This is a genomic window from Actinomyces weissii (genome assembly GCF_016598775.1).
Lineage (GTDB): Bacteria > Actinomycetota > Actinomycetes > Actinomycetales > Actinomycetaceae > Actinomyces > Actinomyces weissii.
The window spans coordinates 1,606,640-1,624,938 of sequence record NZ_CP066802.1; the positions used below are offsets into that span (position 1 = coordinate 1,606,640).

Below are 18,299 nucleotides of genomic sequence, written 5' to 3' on the forward strand. Positions count from 1 at the left end.
CCTACAGGCGCGTGGTGCTTCCTGACGAATGGGCCAGCGAGCTTGAGAAGGCGGGGTTTAGCGGTCTTAATGCACCTACAGGTGCGTGGTGCTTCCTGACCTTGTCAAATCGCGCTTCGCTCGTGGCGTCAGATGCGTCTTAATGCACCTACAGGTGCGTGGTGCTTCCTGACCTCGCTCCCGGTGTCCTCATCCGGGATCAGGACGGAAAGTCTTAATGCACCTACAGGTGCGTGGTGCTTCCTGACTACAGAGAGGAACAAAAAGTGGAGATCACATTCGTGCCTTAATGCACCTACAGGTGCGTGGTGCTTCCTGACTATAGCGCCGGTACAGTAACACTAGGTCTTATCGCGTCTTAATGCACCTACAGGTGCGTGGTGCTTCCTGACTCCTCAACGACGTTCTGGACGCTCTGGGCTACCCGTCTTAATGCACCTACAGGTGCGTGGTGCTTCCTGACGCTGAGGAAGTCGCCAGGTCCGGTTTCGCTGATCCTGTCTTAATGCACCTACAGGTGCGTGGTGCTTCCTGACAAGAACTCGATAAAGCATTGGAGGAGATAATGAAGTCTTAATGCACCTACAGGTGCGTGGTGCTTCCTGACAATGCTGACGGACCACCTCACCTTAACGATCCTCTCGTCTTAATGCACCTACAGGTGCGTGGTGCTTCCTGACGGCTCTTCATGGCGATTCCCCATTGCCCGGACCCGAGTCTTAATGCACCTACAGGTGCGTGGTGCTTCCTGACGCGGTCAAGGACGGTGATTTCACCCCTAAGAAAAGGTCTTAATGCACCTACAGGTGCGTGGTGCTTCCTGACGTATCGATTCTCGCTGTGGCGGCTGCTATTTACGGGTCTTAATGCACCTACAGGTGCGTGGTGCTTCCTGACCCTGGCCCCCAGAATCCTTGCAATCACGCCACTTCCAGGACCCAGAGCGCCACAGGCCCCGCAAGCACCCCACAGGACCGGCCAGCACACCCCCACTATACCCACTTTTCGGCCCAATCAAGCCAAGCGCCACCGACACCCCAAAACCACCCCCAGCCACCGACTTCCAACGAGACCAAGCCAAAAAGTCCCCCTCCAAGCACCCCAACCAGCAAACACACAGCAAACTCCCAGCAACCGGCCCTGTCACCGCCCGCACCGTGGGCGCCCCCGGCCGCCACACACCCCCGCCTCAAACCCGCTCCAGGAAGGCCTGGGACTCCTCGTCGAGCCGGTAGGCAATGGCCGCCGCGAGCGCCCGGTGCCCCTGCAGCAGCGGATCAGCGGACACCACCTCGGTGGCCTCCTGCCGGGCGCGGGCGATCAGCGCCGCGTCACGCCGCACCCGCAGCAGGTCCAGCCCGCTGGTCCGCCCCGACTGGGCCGCCCCCAGCACGTCCCCCTCACTGCGCAGCTCCAGGTCCGCCTCCGCCAGGGCAAAGCCGTCCGTCGTCGCCGCGAAGGCCCGCAGCCGGTGGTAGGCCGGGGAACCCACCTGCGCCCCCGTGACCGCCATGCAGATCCCCGGCCTGCTGCCGCGCCCCACCCGGCCCCGCAGCTGGTGCAGCTGGGAGAGCCCAAAACGCTCCGCGTCCAGCACCACCATCATGGTGGCCTCCGGCACGTCCACCCCCACCTCAACCACCGTGGTGGCCAGCAGCAGGGGCAGCTGCCCGGAGGCGAAGGCCGCCATCGCCGTCGCCTTCTCCGGCGCCCCCATGCGGCCGGTGAGCACCCCCACCCCCACACCGGCCAGGGCAGGCTCGGCGGCCAGGAGCTCCTGCCACTGGGTCACGGAGGCCAGCGGCCGGGCCCCCTCCCCCGGACCGCCCGCAGCCGCCTCCGCCGGAGACACACCCGGCAGCAGCCCCGCCCCGGCGTCCCGTTCACCCCCGCCGTCCAGCAGCCCCGCCCCGGCGTCCCGTTCACCCCCGCCGTCCAGCAGCCCCGCCCCGACGTCCCGTTCACCCCCGCCGTCCAGCCCAGCCCCGCCGTCCAGCGGCTCGTCCCCGCCGTCCTCCGGCTCATCACCGGCGTCAATGCGCGGGCAGACCACGTACACGCGCCCGCCCTCCGCGATCTCCTGGGCGGCCCGCTGCCACACCCGCGCCACCCAGGACTGCCGCTCCCAGGGCACCAGGTGGGTAGACACCGGGGCGCGCCCCGCAGGCAGCCCCTCCAGCACACTGGCCTCCAGGTCCCCGAACACCGTCATGGCGATCGTGCGCGGGATCGGGGTGGCGGTCATCACCAGCAGGTGCGGCACCGCCCTCTCCCCCGTGGCCGGGTCCAGCACCCCGCCCCGCTCCCGCAGGACGTCACGCTGCGCCACCCCGAAACGGTGCTGCTCGTCAACCACCACCAGGCCCAGGCGCGGCATCTGCACGGTCTGTGACAGCAGGGCGTGGGTGCCCACCACCAGTACCGGCTCCCCCGAGGCCAGGTCAGCCAGCACCTGACGGCGCTGGGGGGCGGTGGCGGAGCCGGTCAGCAGCAGTACGCGCGTGGCCCGCTCCGCGCCCCCCAGCATCCCGCTGCCCGCCAGGGGCCCCAGCAGGCTGGTCAGGGAGGCGGCGTGCTGGGCGGCCAGCACCTCCGTGGGGGCCAGCAGGGCGGCCTGGCCCCCCGCCCCCACCACCTGCAGCATGGCGCGCAGGGCCACCACCGTCTTGCCCGAGCCGACGTCGCCCTGCAGCAGGCGCAGCATGGGGGTGGTGGAGTCCAGCGCCTCCGCCAGCTCCTGACCCACCCGCTGCTGGGAGTCCGTGAGCTCGTAGGGCAGGGCAGCGTCCAGGTCCGCCCGCAAGGAGCCGCTGGCGGCGGGCACCGGCCAGGCCACGGCGGCCCGGCTGTGCTGGTGCTGCAGGCGCCGCTGGGCCAGGGCGGCCTGCAGCACGAAGGCCTCCTCGTGGCGCAGGCGACGGCGGGCCGCCCGCCACTGCTGCTCATCGACCGGCGTGTGCGCCCACCGGTAGGCGGTCAGGGCGTCCACCAGGCCAGCGTCCTGCCGCACCTGCTCGGGCAGGGGCTCGGGCACGTCCCCGGGCAGCAGCTGGTCCAGCACGGTGCGCACGGCCTTGCCTACGCGCCAGGAGGGCAGGGACTCAGTGGCCCGGTACACGGGGATGGGGCGGGCCAGCAGGGCCTGGCGCTCGGCCTCGTCCAGGTCGTCCAGCACCTGGAAGCGGGCGCCGGTCAGCTGGCGGCGGCCCAGGCGCAGCCCCACCTTGCCGCTGACGAGCACGGTGGCTCCGGGGGGCAGGCGGTCAGCGTAGGAGCGCATCATGCCCGCGGCCCCAAAGAGCACCACGTCCATCTGGGTGGTGCCGTCCGTGATGACGGCCTCCAGCAGGGCGGGGGGACGCCCGGAGCGGGTGCGGCGGGAGGATGCCTGCAGCACCTGGGCCTGGACCGTAGCCGCCTCCCCCTCCACCAGGGTCCGCAGGTCCGTGAGCTCCCCCCAGGACTCGTAGCGCCTGGGCAGGTGGCGCAGCAGGTCCGCACCGGTTTCCAGCCCCAGGGCCGCGAGCTGCTTGGCGGTGCCCGGCCCCACCAGCTTGTCCAGCGGCCGCTCCAGCAGGGGCACGGAGCCGCGCGCCCGGGGAGGCTGGGCCCTACTCAAGGGCCACCAGCACGTCGGGGGTGGGCTGGCCGCCCGCGTGGATGACCACCTCCACGCCGTGGTAGCAGAACCACCTGTTCGAGGAGTAGACGGCGCTGCGCACGGTGGCGCCGACGTCGGGGGCGGCGTCCCGTCCCAGGATCACGGTGACCAGCTCGACCTCGTGCCGAACCGCCCGGTCCAAGGTGGCGACCAAGGCGTCAGGCTCGGCCTGCTCCCCGCTGCAGGCGATGGTGCGCAGCCGGGCGGCCGCACGGGCGGCCCGGGCAGCCAGGTCCCCCAGGGAGAAGGTCCGCACGTACCCGGCCACCTCCACGGCGGCGGCCAGCACGCGGGCCTCGTCATCCGTGTCAGCCACCAGCAGCTGGGTGGCCTCGGCGACGGCGTCGGCGACGGCGGCAGGCCGGGTCCGGGCTCCTTCCGGCCCGGTCACGCTCGAGACGGCGGAGCGGGCCTGCAGGTGGCGGGCGGCCTCATGGGCCTGGAAGGCGCTGGCGGCGTCGCAAGGCAGCACCAGCACCTGGGCGGCCCCCAGGTCACCGACCGCCCGCACGATCCCCTCCCGCTCCGGGTCCAGGACCACCACGGCCCCGGTGCGGGCCAGCTGCTCGATCAGCCCCGGAGCCCGGGTGCAGGCGATCACCCCGACGCCCTCGTGGTCACGGCGCCGGGGCGCGACGCCTGCCGGGTCCGCCCGCCTGGAGGCCAGCCGCTCAAAGGAGACGACAGCAGCCCCGGGGCGCGGCCTGCCGCCCGGCAGGGGCGGCTCGTCGGTGCGAACGTCCTGCGCCAGGGAGGAGCGGTGCAGGTGGCGGACGCAAACCTGCCGCCGGGAGCCCGCACGGGGCAGGGCCGCCCGGGGGGTGTCTGTGTGCACGTGCACCTGGTAGAGGCCCACCCCCAGGGCGTCGGGGGTGCCTACCACGCCCACGCTGTCACCTATCTGCTCCAGGGAGCGCCGCAGCTCGGCCGCCTGGGCGCTGGTGGCCTCCAGCAGGTACATGACCTCGAACTCGCCGGTGGACACTCCCTCCACCTCCCCGGCGGAGTGGGCGGCGCCCCCGGCGGCCAGGTCAAGGAGCATCTGGTGGGCCACGTCCGTCAGCGGCGAGCTGGTGGTGGGCGCGGCAGGTGCGGGGGCGACGGAGGCGTTCGCCGGGTCCTGCCCAACCAGTTCCTGCCCGACCGAGGCCTGCCCGGCGGGATCCTGAGCACCGGCGGCAGGCTCCTGGCTGACGACGTCGCTCAAGGCGGTGAGCAGCAGCATCAGCGCGGCCCCGCCGGCGTCCACCGGCCCGTGCCCCAGGCCCGCCGTCTCCACCACGGACTCCTGGGCCCCCAGGGCGGCGGCGGCCACCACGGAGGCCAGCGTGGGGGTGCGCGTGGGACCGCTCTCCGGGTGCCGCAGGGCGTTGCGGGCCGCCTGGGCGGCGTCGGCGGCGACCGTCAGCAGGGTGCCCTCAACGGGCCGGGAGACCGCCGCGCGCGCCTCACTGGCCATACGCTCGTAGGCGTGCACCATCTCCACCGGGCGCAGGCCCGCAGGGTCGGGGGCGGTAGCAGCCACCTCCGCCAGAGCGGCCAGGGCCTGGGACAGCAGCAGCCCGGAGTTGCCCCTGGCCCCCCGCACCGCCCCGTCGGCGGCAGCCCGGGCGGCCTGGGCGGCGTCGGCGGAACGGGGCAGCAGGCTCAGGGCGTCGGCGGCGGCGCGGATGGTCAGCAGCACGTTGGTGCCGGTGTCGGCGTCGGGCACGGGGAACACGTTCAGGCAGTCCACCAGGTCCCGGCTGGCGGCGGCCACGGCCTGGGCCAGGTGCAGCCAGCGGACCATGACCGGGGCGCTGAGCACCTGGGCCGCCTGGGGGGCAGCCGGGTTGCGGCCACTGGGTGCAGTCACGGTCTCGCCTCCTGGGTGGTGGGGCCGGCCCCGGGGTGCGGTCCTGGGCCACCAGGCAAAGGGTACCTGGGACACCCTGGTGTGCCTCACCCCACGCCCACGTGGTTTGGGGCCGGTAGGGCGCTTCGGCTATGGTTGCGGGGTTGCCCGCGGCGCGTACCGTCGGGCGGTAGACCTGGCGCAGGGCCTGCAGGCTCCGCGCTCCGCAAGAAGATTTCAGGAGTGAACCGTGGCTGCTGTGTGCGACGTCTGCGGCAAGGGCCCCATCTTCGGCAAGAGCGTCTCGCACTCCCACGTGCGGACCAGCCGCCGTTGGAACCCGAACATCCAGCGCGTGCGTGCGATCGTGAAGGGCGCCCCCAAGCGCCTGAACGTGTGCACGTCCTGCCTCAAGGCCGGGAAGGTTACCCGCAACGCCTGAGTTGCGGTACTAGCCCTCCGGCTCAGCCAGGCCGTCGTCGCCCCCGTGGTGACGGCGGCCTTCTGCTGCTGCTTGCTGCTGGGCGCCCCCGCGGCGCCACCTAGGGCCGGGGGCGCCCAGCGCCTGACGGTCAGGCCTGCGCCGCCTGCTCCACCGAGGCGGCCGCCTCACCGCGGAGCCGCTCGTTGACCTGCTCGACGTCGATGAACCACAGGAGCCCCATGACCACCAGCAAGGCGGCGGTCGGCAGCCAGAGGTAGGAGACCTGCAGCATGGTGATCACGGAGTGCGGCTGCTCGACCGTCTGCCCGGAGGTGGAGCTCACGTACCCGGCGGCGCTCAGGAGCCAGCCGGACATGGCGGTTCCCAGTCCCCCGCCGAGCTTGGTGCCCAGCGAGGTGCAGGAGAACATGAGCCCGTCCACCCGCTTGCCGGAGCGCAGGTAGGTGTACTCACTGGCCTCCGCGATCAGCGCCGTCAGCGTGCCCTGCAGCGCGGAGGTGCCCAGCATGGCCACCGCCGTGAAGAAGAGCATCACCGGGACGTTCAGCATGTACCCGCCCACGATGATGCCGACGCGGGCGGCGATCGCGACCACGTAGCCCCACAGGTCCACGCGCCGCATGTTCCCGACCTTGGCCACGATAAAGGGCAGCGCGAGCAGGCCGAGCATCTGCGGGACGTTGTAGGCCCAGGCGAAGGCCCCCAGCAGCTTCGGGTCGTGCAGGACGTAGGTCATGAAGTAGATGCCCATACCGTTGAGCGCCCCGAAGAGCTGCATGATGATGAACATGACCACCAGGAGCATGTAGTACCTGTTGGCGCGCAGCAGCTGCAGCGACTCCTTGAGCGGGATCCGGTCCTCGACCGCGCCGGCCCCGGCGTCGGCCAGCTCCTCAGGAGTGAGCTCCCGCACGGAGAAGACCGCCACGCTGTTCCAGAAGAGCCCTATCAGGGCGTAGATGATGGCGACCGCCCGCCAGCCCTCCGCCCCGCCTCCCAGCGCGTCCACGGCACCGACTGTGGCAGCCTGGATCGCCAGGCTCGTGCCGAAGGCGAAGACGAAGCGGATCGAGCCCATCTGCACCCGCTCGTTGGCGTTCTTCGTGATGAGCGCCGTCAGCGCGCCGTAGGCGATGTTGTTTGCCGTGTAGAAGCCCGCGTTCAGCAGGGTGTAGGCCACGAAGAACCAGGCGTACTTGGCGGTGTCCCCCAGGCTGACGGGGATCGCGAATATCGCGATGATCATGGCGGCGCACCCGAAGAAGCCCCAGAACATCCAGGGCCGGGCCTTGCCCATCCGCGAGCGCGTCTTGTCCATCAGGACCCCGAATATGAAGTCCGAGAAGCCGTCGAACAGCTTGGAGAGCATCATCAGGGTGCCGACGACCCCGGCGCTCATCCCCTGGGTGTCGGTCAGGTAGATCATGACGAAGAACGCCAGGAAGGCGTAGACGACGTTCCCGGCGATGTCTCCGGTGCCGTATCCGAGCTTGTTGTACCACTTCAGGTACTTCTTGTCGTTCATAGGGATCTTCTCCTCGTTGAGGCGTGGTTGGGGTCAGTGGGGGTCGGCGACCAGGACGAAGGAGGCCGACAGGTTCTTGGCTGCGAGGCGGTACTGCTCCTGCAGGGCCGGGCCGCAGCTGGCGGAGCCGACGCCGGACTGGGCGGCGTCCAGGCACAGCACGGTGCTGCCGCTCTCGACGAGCTCGTGGTCGTGCGCGGTGGCGGCCAGCTGCTCCTGCGTGTACGGCGAGGCGTTGAAGCTGAACGGGGTCGGGGAGAGCACCCGCAGGCTCAGCTGCTCGCTGGAGACCTCCAGGTGGTCGCAGCCTGTGCGTGAGCCGCTCTCCTGGGGGCGCGTGTAGCGCTCCACCAGCTCCGCGACGGTTCCTGAGTAGGTGCCGTAGCGGCAGGCCCGGTGCTTGTCTACGTAGCCCTCCTGGGGTCCCAGGCCCGTGTAGCTGACGGCGTCCAGCTCGCGGGGCAGGAACAGGCGCAGTCCGAACCGGGGCAGGAAGGGGAACTGGTCCTCGCGGGCCGCGGTGACCGTGACGGCCAGGGCGCCGCCGGGGTCCACGACCCAGCGGACGGTGCCCCGCAGGATCGGCTGGACCGTCGGGGCCACCACGGCGACCTGTGCCTCGACCGTGACCAGGGCGCCGCTGGTGGTCTCCTGGCAGGAGTAGGCGCGTGTACAGGCCTGGTCGTAGCGCGCCCGCTTCCACTCGACCTGGAGGTGGCGGTCGTTGTCGGTGGGGGCCCGCCAGATGTTGAGGCTGACCGGGGCGTCCAGCAGCCGGTTCCCGGAGACCTCCGCCTCGGCCAGCATCCCGCAGCGCCGGTCGAACACGTAGCGGAAGCCGCTGCCGGTCACGGTGATGCAGGTGCCGCTGGTCGTGGCCCGGGGCGGCACCCCGCAGGCCTCCCGGTCCAGGACCTCCCGGACGGCGGCCGGGCGGGGGTCCACGGTGGGGACCGGTAGCTCGTCGAAGCCGAGCAGGTGGCCCGGCTCCAGCAGCGGCAGGGGGCGCGCCAGGCGGTACTCGACCGTGAGCGTGCACCGCCCGGCGTCGGGAACGGCGTCGAGCAGGGGCTGGGGCAGGGTGACCGTGGTGGTGGCGCCGGGCTCCACCGGCTCCTCCAGGCCCAGGGGGCAGGTGGCGGCCACGGCGCCGTCCACCGTGAGCACCGCCGTGAGCTCCACCGTGCCGCGCAGGGGGGTGAAGTCGAGCAGGTTGCGTAGGCGGAGCGTGCCCGCCGGGAGGTCGGTCCCACAGACCCGCACCGGCCGTTGCACGTTCCACAGCTCCTTGAGGCCGGTGTGCGGGACGCGGTCCGGGCGCACCAGGCCGTCCACGCAGAAATTGCCGTCATGGACGGTCTCACCGTGGTCGCCGCCGTAGAGGTAGACCGGCCGGCCTTCCGGCGTGGTGCCTGCGCGCACGGCGTGGTCGCACCACTCCCAGACGAAGCCGCCACACATCCTGGGCTCATCCAGGATCAGCTGCCAGTAGTCCTCCAGGTCCCCGGGGCCGTTGCCCATGGCGTGGCTGTACTCGACCAGGACCAGGGGCTTGTCCGGCTCAGCGGCCAGGTACTCGCGGATCTCGTCCAGCGCCGGGTACATGCGCGAGTAGAGGTCGATGCTGGAGTAGTCGTAGCGGCGGTCCTGGGAGCGGTAGTAGGCGGACTCGTAGTGCGTGACCCGGGTGGGGTCGACCGTCTTCATCCACAGGAGGGCCGCCTCAAAGGTCCACCCGTAGGCGCACTCGTTGCCGGCGGACCAGGAGATGATCGAGGGGCGGTTGCGCTCACGGGTCACGCACAGGCGGACACGGTCCAGGGTCGGCTCGATCCAGTCGGGGTTGTTGGCGATCCGCTCGTTCCAGTGCTCGACGACGTTGGGCCAGGAGCTGTCCTCCAGGAACTGCGTCTGGGTGCCGTGGCTCTCGTTGTCCGCCTCGCTCATGACGTAGAAGCCGTACTCGTCGCAGAGCTGGTAGAAGCGCGGGTCGTTCGGGTAGTGGGCGCTGCGCACGGCGTTGATGTTGTGCTCCCGCATGAGCCGCAGGTCGCGCTCCATGTGCGCCAGGCTGACCGTGGGCCCGGTCAGCGGGTCCGAGTCGTGGCGGTTGACGCCCCGCAGCTTGACCGGCCGCTCGTTGACCAGGAGCACCGGCCCCGCGGTCCGGACCGTCCGCACCCCGACGCGCTCGCGGATGACCTCGTCGGCCGCGACGATCTCCAGGTTGTAGAGGTAGGGGTCCTCCGCGCTCCACAGGCGCGGCTGGTCGACCGGGAGCTCTACCGACCAGGGGTGGGGCTCGTCGTCGTCCCCGGTGCGCCGGAGCTCGCCCGCCGCCAGCCGGGTGCCGGCGTCGTCGGTCAGGACGGCGCGCACCTGCGGCTCACCGCCACGGAAGGAGGCGCGCAGGCTGACCACCGCCCGGTCCCCCGGCTGCTGGCCGACAGTGGTGGTGACGACGTAGTCGTGCACGTGGGCCGTGGGGCGCTTGAGGAGGTAGACGTCGCGGAAGATGCCGGTGGTGCGGAACTTGTCCTGGTCCTCCAGGTAGGTGCCGTCGCACCACTTGAGCACCAGGACCGCCAGGCGGTTGCCGCCCGCCCGGACCAGGGCGGAGACGTCGAACTCGCTGGTGGCGTGGCTCACCTGGCTGTAGCCGACGTAGGTGCCGTTGAGCCAGACGTAGAAGCAGGAGTCCACCCCCTCGAAGACGAGCGTGGTGGTCGGGGCGGCGGGGTCGGGCACGTAGTCGAAGCTGGTGAGGTAGGCCCCGGCGGGGTTGTCCTGCGGGACGAAGGGGGGATCCAGGGGGATGGGGTAGCGGACGTTGGTGTACTGGTGGGCGTCCAGCCCCTGGAACTGCCAGGTCCCCGGCACCTCGTGCGCGCGGAAGCCGGAGAGGTCCGCACCCTCCTGCCAGAAGGGCTCCGTGAGCTCGTGGACCGACGGGTAGTAGGCCATCATCCAGGTGCCGGTCAGCAGCTGGAAGCGGTCGGAACGCTCGCGCTGTGGCACTGGTCTGGGCGCCGCCCCCGAGTCCGGGACGTAGTACGCCCGGGGCGGCAGCGTGTTCTCGTGAAGAACAGAAAGGTCCTCGTAGTAGCGGGGGACGATCATTGTCCGTACTCCTGACACTCGAGGCAGCGTTGGCGCACAGCCGCGCTGCCATGCCCTCAGTCGTGCCACCCAAATGGCGACGTCGCCATTATGGTCACCGTCACTTCCAGGTGTCAATAGAAAAACTAACCTCAGACTCTCCTCTTGGGGAATGTTGACGTCATCATTCTGAGCTGCGGCAGGGGTGGCGCACACCCCAGTCCCCAGCCACCCTGTCCGCCGTTGGTAGGGTCTGGCCATGGATCCTGCACAGGCAGGTGACCCCGTCACCCGGCGCGCCCCCTCAATCGACGACGTCGCTCGCCTCGCGGGCGTCTCCGCACAGACCGTCTCGCGGGTCTCGCGCGGCTCGGACAAGGTCCGCCCCAGCACGCGCGACAAGGTCCTGGTGGCCATGCGCCAGCTCGGGTACGTCCCCAACCGCGCCGCCCGGGCCCTGCGCAGCGGCTCCTACCACGTGATCGGCGTCCTCACCCAACAGGTGGAGCGCACCGGGGAGGCGCACACCCTCAGCGGGGTCCTGGACGCCGCCAGGGCCCGGGGGATCGCCGTCACCGTCACCCAGGTCAACCACCCGGAGGCCGACGCCATGCACGCAGCCGTGACCGACCTCGTGCGGCAGCCGGTCGAGGGCCTGGTGATCGTGCAGTCCGGCCGGGCGACGGCGGAGCACCTGGCGCTCCCGCCAGGACTGCCCGTAGCCTCCTCCGACTCCGCCCTGGTCGGCTACTACCCCTCAGCCTCCGCTGACCAGGTAGGCGGCGTGGAGGCCGCTATAGACCACCTGGTCGGCCTGGGGCACCGCCAGGTGCAGCACGTCTGCGGCCCCGAGGACTCCCAGTCGGCCCGGCTGCGCCAGACCGCCTGGGCCCGCAGGCTCGAGCAGCACGGGCTGCCGGTGCCCCCGCCGCTGCCCGGCGGCTGGGAGGCCACGGACGGCTACCGCGCCGGCTGCCTGCTGGCTGAGGATCCGCAGGTGACCGCCGTCTTCTGCGCCAATGACGAGGTCGCCCTCGGGCTGGTCTGCGCGCTGCAGCAGCGCGGCCGCCGGGTCCCCCAGGACGTGTCGGTGGTCGGTTTTGACGGGCTGTCCCTGGGGGCCTACGCCTCTCCCCCGCTGACCACGGTCCAGCTCGACTTCCACCGCGCCGGTGCGACCATGGTGGAGCTGATCATGGAGCAGATCGAGGAGGGGCCCAAGGACGGGGCCCGGCGCGTCACGATCCCGACCAAGCTGGTTGTGCGCAGCTCGACGGCGCCGCCGCCCCACTGACCGGTCCTGGCTGACCTGCTGACCGGTCCCGGCTGACCCAGTGCGCCCTGGCCGCGGCAGGCTCAGGGCAGGCGCTGCCACACCTGTCTGGTCAGGCCTCGAAGTGGTCCCAGCCCACCGCCCCCTGCCAGGGCTCGCCGCCGACCGTCACCGAGGGCGTACCCGGCACATGCTCCAGCACCCGGCCCAGCACCCGCACGCCTGCGGGCAGGGCCTCCTGGCTGCCTGCGGGCACGGCCGCCAGCAGACCGTGGTCCTCCCCTCCCGTAAGCACCCAGGCGGCTGCGGTACGGGCCACCTCCGCCGTGAGCGCCCCTGGTCCCGGGGCCTGCAGCAGCGGCACCAGTACCTCCAGACGTCGGCGGCAGCCCGCCAGCCAGCTGCCCTGGCCGCAGGGGTCGTCCAGGTCCAGGCGCACCCCACTGGCCCGGGCCAGGCGGCCGGCGTCACGCAGCAGGGAGTCGGAGACGTCCATCAGGGCGTGGGCCCCCGCCCGCGCCAGGGCGGGCCCCAGGCTCAGCGGCGGGGCAGGGCTACGGAAGCCCGCGAGCGCCCAGGCCACCGCCTCCCGCACCGGCGGGCTAGCCTGCGGTCCCAGCTGCTCGGGGCCGCTGATCCCGGCACGCAGCAGCGCTAGCCCGGCCGCGGACCTCCCCAGGTCCCCGGCGTGGACCAGCAGGTCCCCGGGGCGGGCGCCGTCGCGCAGCAGCGGGGCACGACCCTGCAGGTCACCGTGCACGGTCACGCTGACCACCAGCTGCTCCCCGGCGCTGAGGTCGCCACCCACCACCCCGGCGCCGCAGGCCTGGCAGGCCTGCCCCAGGCCCCGGGCCAGGCCCCGCACCCAGCCCACGGTGGTGCTGGGGGGCAGCACCAGGCCCACCACCACGGCGGTGGGCACCGCCCCCATGGCGGCCACGTCCGCCAGGTTCTGGGCGGCGGCGCGGGCCCCAACCTGCTCGGGGGTGGACCAGGCGCGGTCAAAGTGGTGGCCCTCCACCAGCAGGTCCGTGCTCACGCAGTAGCGCCCGTCGGAGGCGGCCAGCACCGCGCAGTCGTCACCGTTGCCCACCAGGGCGTGCCCCCCGATAGGCAGCAGCGGGGTGAAGGCGGCCAGCAGCGCCTCCTCACCCACCTCACCCACCAGGCGGGCGTCGTCGAGCGGCAGCACGCTGGCCTCAGCGGTTGACGTCGGTGGGGCGCTCCAGGGCCAGCTCGATCAGCTCAGTGACCAGCTCGGTGTAGCCCAGGCCGGAGACCTGCCACATGTAGGGGTACATGGAGAAGGGCGTGAAGCCGGGCATGGTGTTGACCTCGTTGACCAGGGCGCGGCCGTCAGCGGTCAGGAAGAAGTCCACGCGCATCAGCCCCTCCCCGCCCAGGGCCTCGAAGGCGCGGGCGGCGGTGCTCATCAGCAGCTCACGCTCCTGGGGGGTGGTGCGGGCGGGGCAGACCATCTGCACGGCCTCGTGGGCCAGGTACTTGGTCTCGTAGTCGTAGAACTCCCCGGCCCCGTGGGCGGCGTCCATGACGATCTCTCCCGGCTCGGCCACGCGGGGGGCGTCGTCGCCGTGCCCGGCCAGCACCGCCACCTCCACCTCCCGGCCCACCACGCCAGCCTCCACCAGCACCTTGGGGTCCACCAGGCGGGCGGCCTCGATGGCGGCCACCAGGTCCCCGCCCGCATCCACCCGGGTGATACCCAGGGAGGAGCCCGCCCGGGCAGGCTTGACGAACAGCGGGTAGCCCAGGGACTGGCACTCGGCCAGCACCTGCTCGCGCTCCCGTGCCCAGCGGTGCGGGCCCACAACCACGTGCGGGGCGGTCTCGATACCGGCGGCCCCCAGCAGCACCTTGGTGACCTGCTTGTCCATGCCGGCGGCGCTGGCCAGCACGCCGCAGCCCACGTAGGGCAGGCCCAGCATCTCCAGCAGGCCCTGGATGGTGCCGTCCTCCCCGTAGGGGCCGTGCAGCAGCGGCAGGACGACGTCCACCTCCCCCAGCAGCTCGGGCCCCCCGGCGGTCACGGCGGTCAGGGGGCCGCCGCCCAGGGCCACCACCAGCTCGCCCTGGCCCATGCCCTCCACGGTGATCTCCACCGGCGGGCGGGAGTCGTCCAGCTCCAGGGCCGCCGGGTCGTCCGCCACCCGCACCCACTTGCCGCTGCGGGTGATGCCCACGGGGACGACGTCGTAGCGCTCCCGGTCGATCGCGCGCAGCACCCCGGCGGCGGTGGCGCAGGAGATGGTGTGCTCCCCGCTACGGCCCCCGAAGACGACCGCCACCCGGGGTCGGGCGCTGGGGCGGCCAGCGGGCTCAGGGGCGGGGGAGGCAGCCGGGGCAGGGACAGCAGGGGAAGACGTAATGTCATTGTCACGTGGCATAAGGCCCACGCTACCGCCAAGGGGCCTAACCTGGGCGGGCAAGCCCACGAGTCTGGAGCCGCAAATGACCACCATCACCCGCCGTCGTGTACTTACCGCCGTGCCGCTAGCCCTCTCGGGCCTGCTGGTGGGCTGTGGCCGGGAGACCGCCCCCAGCCAGGACTCCTCCACCAGTTCTACCAAGCTGGCGCCTACCGGCACCGCCTCCGCGGCCACGCCCAGCCTGCCACCCCAGCCGGAGCCCACGGGCAGCACAGGGGCCTGGCTGAGCGAGGCCAGCTCCCAGCCCGCCTCCGGCAGCCCGGACCTGGTCATCACCGCCGTGCGCACCGGGGTCCACGAGGGCTACGACCGGCTGGTGGTCGACTTCACCGGCACGGGCACGCCCGGCTGGGACGTGCAGTGGGTGGAGGAGGCCTACACCCAGGGCAAGGGGGACCAGATCACGGTGGAGGGAGACCACCTCCTGCTGCTGCGCGGCACCGGGGTGACCATGCCGGTGCTGCCCGAGCAGCAGCAGGTCGCCTACCAGGGGCCCTCCCTGCTGCCGGTGGGCGGGGCCGGACTGGTGGCCGCCTACCTGGACCCGACCTTTGAGGCGCAGTTCCAGCTGGTGCTGGGCACCCGGACGCGCGCCTACCGGGTGGAGGCCCTGAGCTCCCCCACCCGCCTGGTGGTGGACGTGGCCCACCCGCAGGCCTAGCCGCGCCCGTTCAGAGCGGCTTAGCGTCGACGCCCTCAGCCTTGCGGGGGCGCGAGAGCAGGGCCTCCGTGGCCTCCCTCACGCTCAGCCGCCCCTCCACGATCGCGGCCACCGCCGCGGTTATGGGCATCTCGACGCCGTGGGCGCCCGCCAGGTCCAGCACGGCGCGGGCGGACTTGGCGCCCTCGGCCACGCCCCGGGAGGCCTGCGCGGCCTGCTCCACGCTCATGCCCTCCCCCAGGTGCCGCCCGAAGGTCTGGTTGCGTGACAGGGGCGAGGAGCAGGTGGCCACCAGGTCCCCCATCCCGGCCAGGCCGGAGAAGGTGGCGGGGTCGGCCCCCAGCCGCAGCCCCAGGCGGGTGATCTCCACCAGGCCCCGGGTGATGATGGTGGCCTTGGTGTTGTCCCCCAGGCCCCTGCCGCTGGCCACCCCCACCGCCAGGGCGATCACGTTCTTGACGGCCCCGCACAGCTCCACGCCCAGCAGGTCCGTGTTGGTGTAGGGGCGGAAGGTGGGGGTGGCGCACAGGGAGGCGACGGTGGCGGCCACCTCCGGGGCCCGCAGCCCCTGGGCCGCCACGACCGTGGCCGTGGGCTGCCCGGCAGCGATCTCGTCAGCCAGGTTAGGGCCGGAGACCACCACTACCCGCTCGGCGGGCAGGTCCAGGGCCTGCTGCAGCACCTGGCTCATGCGCGCGCCCGTGCCCAGCTCGATGCCCTTCATCAGGGACACGGCCAGGCAGGAGGGGGCCAGCTGGCCGTGCAGGGGCTCCAGCACCTGGCGGGCGGACTGGCTGGGGACGGCCACCACCACCAGGTCCGCGCCTGCGACCGCTGCCCGCAGGTCCGTGGTGGCGTCCACGCAGGCGGGCAGGCGGTGGCCGGGCACGTAGCGCTCGTTGGTGCCCTGGTTGATCTCGGCGGCCACCTCCGGGCGGCGGGCCCAGATGGTGGTGCGGGTGCCGCCCTGCCCCAGCAGCGAGGCGAAGGTGGTGCCCCAGGCACCGGAGCCGATGACGGCTGCGCGCGTGAAGCGGGCGGCCTCCGCCGTCCCCGCCTGCTCGCGGCGGCTCACTGCTGCCCCTGGTCCGGGCCGGGAACCTCCGGGGCAGGGACCTCGGAGGCGTCCTCAGCCGGGGCGCTGACGGGATCGCCGGAGGCGCTGGTGGACGCGGCGGGAGCGGCGCTGGCGGGCGCCGTCGGCTGAGTGTCCTCCACGGGCACAGGATCGGGCTTGCGGACCCCGCGCTTGTCCGGGCCCGGGTCGCCGTCGTAGTGCATGTCGTAGGGGCGAGGGGCCTTCTCGCCCCGCAGCTCCTCCACGATCTCGGTGATCCGCCGCATGATCTCGGCGGTGGCGGCCCGCACCGCCTCCCGGTCGCTCGTGTCAGAGCCGTACTGCTCCAGCGTGAAGGGCTCGCGGATGACCACGTGCACGTCCTTGCGCGGGAAGGGGTGGAAGCCCCCGCCGAAGGAGTCCAGGATGTCCTGCGCCCCCCACTGGCCCATGGGCAGCACGGGCACGCCGGTGGCCATGGCCAGGCGGGCGGCCCCGGTCTTGCCGGTCATGGGCCACTTGAGGGGGTCACGGGAGAGGGTGCCCTCCGGGAAGATCATGATGGCGTCGCCCTGCCGCAGTCGCCGCTCCGCCTCGATCAAGGAGCTCCCGGCCTGCTCGGTGCCCCGGTATACGGGGATCTGCCCGCCCGCCTTGAACACGTGCCCCAGCACCGGCACCGAGAAGATCGTGGACTTGGCCAGGGAGTAGACGGGCACGCCAGCGTCCACCAGGCAGCGCATGGCGGTCAGGGAGTCCAGGTCGGACAGGTGGTTGCACACGGCGATGAAGCCGCCCTCCCGGGGAATGTGCTCGGTGCCGCGCACGTGGTGGCGGGAGACGAGCCTCAGGAAGGGGATGATCGCCCCCCGGGCGGCGAAGCGGTAAAAGGGGGTCATGCGGCGCTGGGTCACGGTAGGACTCTGTTTCTCTCCGGGAGGGCCCAGGGGCGGCTCAGGACAGACGGGTTACGGCGGCGTCGAGCGCAGACAGCTTGTCCATGAAGTGCTCGTAGCCGCGGTCGATCAGGTTGATGCCGGAGACCCGGCTGGTGCCCTCGGCGGCCAGGGCCGCGATCAGGTGGGAGAAGCCGCCACGCAGGTCAGGCACCACGATGTCCGCCCCCTGCAGCGGGGTGGGGCCGGAGATCACGGCGGAGTGGTAGAAGTTGCGCTGCCCGAAACGGCAGGCGGTGCCGCCCAGGCACTCACGGTAGACCTGGATGGTGGCCCCCATCTGCCGCAGGGCCTGGGTGAAGCCGAAGCGGTTCTCGTAGACGGTCTCGTGGACGATAGACAGGCCCTTGGCCTGGGTCAGGGCCACCACGAGAGGCTGCTGCCAGTCGGTCATGAAGCCGGGGTGGACGTTGGTCTCCACCACGATGCTCTTGAGGTCCCCGCCGGGGTGGTAGAAGCGGATGCCGTCGTCAGTGACGTCGAAGGCGCCCCCCACCTTGCGGAAGGTGTTCAGGAAGGTGGTCATGTGGGACTGGTGGGCGCCGCGCACGAACACGTCCCCGTGGGTGGCCAGGGCCGCTGAGGCCCAGGAGGCGGCCTCGATGCGGTCGGTCAAGGCCAGGTGGTTGTAGCCGCGCAGCCCGGAGACTCCCTCGATGTGGATGGTGCGGTCGGTGTCCACCGAGATGATCGCGCCCATCTTCTGGAGCACGTCCACCAGGTCCATGATCTCCGGCTCGATGGCGGCGCCACGCAGCTCCGTGAGCCCGTCAGCACGGACGGCGGTGAGCAGGGTCTGCTCGGTGGCCCCCACGCTGGGGTAGGGCAGGTCGATGGTGGTACCGCGCAGCCCGTGGGGCGCGCTCATGCGGATGCCCCCCTCCAGCTTCTCCACGCTGGCCCCGAACTTGCGCAGGATGTCCAGGTGGAAGTCGATGGGACGGTCACCGATGCGGCAGCCACCCAGGTCCGGGATGAAGGCCTCCCCCAGGCGGTGCAGCAGCGGCCCGCACAGCAGGATCGGGATGCGGGAGGAGCCGGCGTGGGCGTCGATGTCCGCCATGTGGGCGCTCTCCACCCGGGAGGGGTCCAGGCGCAGCACGCCCTCAGCCTGGTCGTAGTCGATGGCGACGCCGTGCAGCCGCAGCAGCCCGGAGACGACCTCGACGTCGCGGATCAGGGGGACGTTGCGCAGCACGGAGGAGGTCTCTCCCAGCAGCGCGGCGACCATGGCCTTGGGGACCAGGTTCTTGGCGCCACGCACGGTGATCTCTCCGTGCAGCGGGCGTCCGCCCTCGACCTGAAGCAGACCGTCGACACCGTCAGCCATATGAACCTCCG

At 71.8% G+C, this 18,299-nt stretch carries 12 protein-coding genes and 1 CRISPR repeat array (1 of these 13 cut by a window edge); of the genes, 3 read left to right on the forward strand and 9 right to left on the reverse strand.

The genetic code is table 11. The features are described 5' to 3' along the window. Positions 1-897: direct repeats of the CRISPR family, unit length 37 nt; unit sequence GTCTTAATGCACCTACAGGTGCGTGGTGCTTCCTGAC (it extends 228 nt beyond the left edge of the window). Positions 898-1,189: 292 nt separating this feature from the next. Then, a complete protein-coding gene (locus tag JG540_RS06625) occupies positions 1,190-3,562 on the reverse strand; it encodes an ATP-dependent DNA helicase RecG (protein WP_200278197.1) in 2,373 nt (790 codons plus the stop codon). Between the two features lie 49 nt (positions 3,563-3,611). Next, on the reverse strand, positions 3,612-5,516 hold the full coding sequence (locus JG540_RS06630; protein WP_325132727.1) for a DAK2 domain-containing protein: 1,905 nt from the start codon (positions 5,514-5,516) through the stop codon (positions 3,612-3,614). Positions 5,517-5,745: 229 nt separating this feature from the next. Here JG540_RS06630 and rpmB point away from each other — a divergent pair, with 229 nt between their 5' ends. Then, positions 5,746-5,937, forward strand: coding sequence for a 50S ribosomal protein L28 (gene rpmB / locus JG540_RS06635; RefSeq protein WP_111835583.1), 192 nt, complete (start codon positions 5,746-5,748; stop codon positions 5,935-5,937). 130 nt (positions 5,938-6,067) lie between these two features. On the opposite strand, the gene JG540_RS06640 is transcribed toward rpmB, so the two are convergent. Together JG540_RS06640 and JG540_RS06645 are read right to left on the reverse strand one after the other, a co-directional pair. Beyond that, positions 6,068-7,465 carry an MFS transporter gene (locus JG540_RS06640; protein ID WP_200274852.1) on the reverse strand — a complete coding sequence of 466 codons (1,398 nt, stop codon included), beginning with the start codon at positions 7,463-7,465 and terminating at the stop codon, positions 6,068-6,070. A 33-nt stretch (positions 7,466-7,498) separates the two neighbouring features. Beyond that, a complete protein-coding gene (locus JG540_RS06645) occupies positions 7,499-10,585 on the reverse strand; it encodes a glycoside hydrolase family 2 TIM barrel-domain containing protein (protein WP_200274853.1) in 3,087 nt (1,028 codons plus the stop codon). A 238-nt stretch (positions 10,586-10,823) separates the two neighbouring features. Between JG540_RS06645 and JG540_RS06650 the strand changes: the two genes are divergently transcribed. Continuing rightward, positions 10,824-11,858, forward strand: a complete 1,035-nt coding sequence (locus tag JG540_RS06650) for a LacI family DNA-binding transcriptional regulator (protein WP_200274854.1) — start codon at positions 10,824-10,826, stop codon at positions 11,856-11,858. Positions 11,859-11,949: 91 nt separating this feature from the next. On the opposite strand, the gene thiL is transcribed toward JG540_RS06650, so the two are convergent. Both thiL and JG540_RS06660 read right to left on the reverse strand, forming a co-directional pair. After that, positions 11,950-13,029: a thiamine-phosphate kinase gene (thiL, locus tag JG540_RS06655; RefSeq protein WP_234042717.1), complete on the reverse strand. Its 1,080-nt coding sequence runs from the start codon at positions 13,027-13,029 to the stop codon at positions 11,950-11,952. A gap of 7 nt (positions 13,030-13,036) precedes the next feature. Beyond that, positions 13,037-14,242 carry a D-alanine--D-alanine ligase family protein gene (locus JG540_RS06660; RefSeq protein ID WP_200274855.1) on the reverse strand — a complete coding sequence of 402 codons (1,206 nt, stop codon included), beginning with the start codon at positions 14,240-14,242 and terminating at the stop codon, positions 13,037-13,039. Positions 14,243-14,306: 64 nt separating this feature from the next. On the opposite strand from JG540_RS06660, the gene JG540_RS06665 reads away from it, so the two are divergent. Next, positions 14,307-14,945: an AMIN-like domain-containing (lipo)protein gene (locus tag JG540_RS06665; protein WP_200274856.1), complete on the forward strand. Its 639-nt coding sequence runs from the start codon at positions 14,307-14,309 to the stop codon at positions 14,943-14,945. A 10-nt stretch (positions 14,946-14,955) separates the two neighbouring features. Here JG540_RS06665 and JG540_RS06670 read toward each other — a convergent pair whose 3' ends face one another. From JG540_RS06670 to murA, 3 genes are read right to left on the reverse strand one after another with little or no spacing between them, the layout of a single operon-like run. After that, positions 14,956-16,020, reverse strand: coding sequence for an NAD(P)H-dependent glycerol-3-phosphate dehydrogenase (locus tag JG540_RS06670; protein WP_200274857.1), 1,065 nt, complete (start codon positions 16,018-16,020; stop codon positions 14,956-14,958). Further along, positions 16,017-16,901, reverse strand: a complete 885-nt coding sequence (locus JG540_RS06675; RefSeq protein WP_200274858.1) for a lysophospholipid acyltransferase family protein — start codon at positions 16,899-16,901, stop codon at positions 16,017-16,019. Before JG540_RS06675 ends, JG540_RS06670 begins: the two co-directional genes overlap by 4 nt. 55 nt (positions 16,902-16,956) lie before the next feature. Next, positions 16,957-18,288: a UDP-N-acetylglucosamine 1-carboxyvinyltransferase gene (gene murA / locus JG540_RS06680; RefSeq protein ID WP_200274859.1), complete on the reverse strand. Its 1,332-nt coding sequence runs from the start codon at positions 18,286-18,288 to the stop codon at positions 16,957-16,959. Positions 18,289-18,299 lie beyond the last annotated feature (11 nt).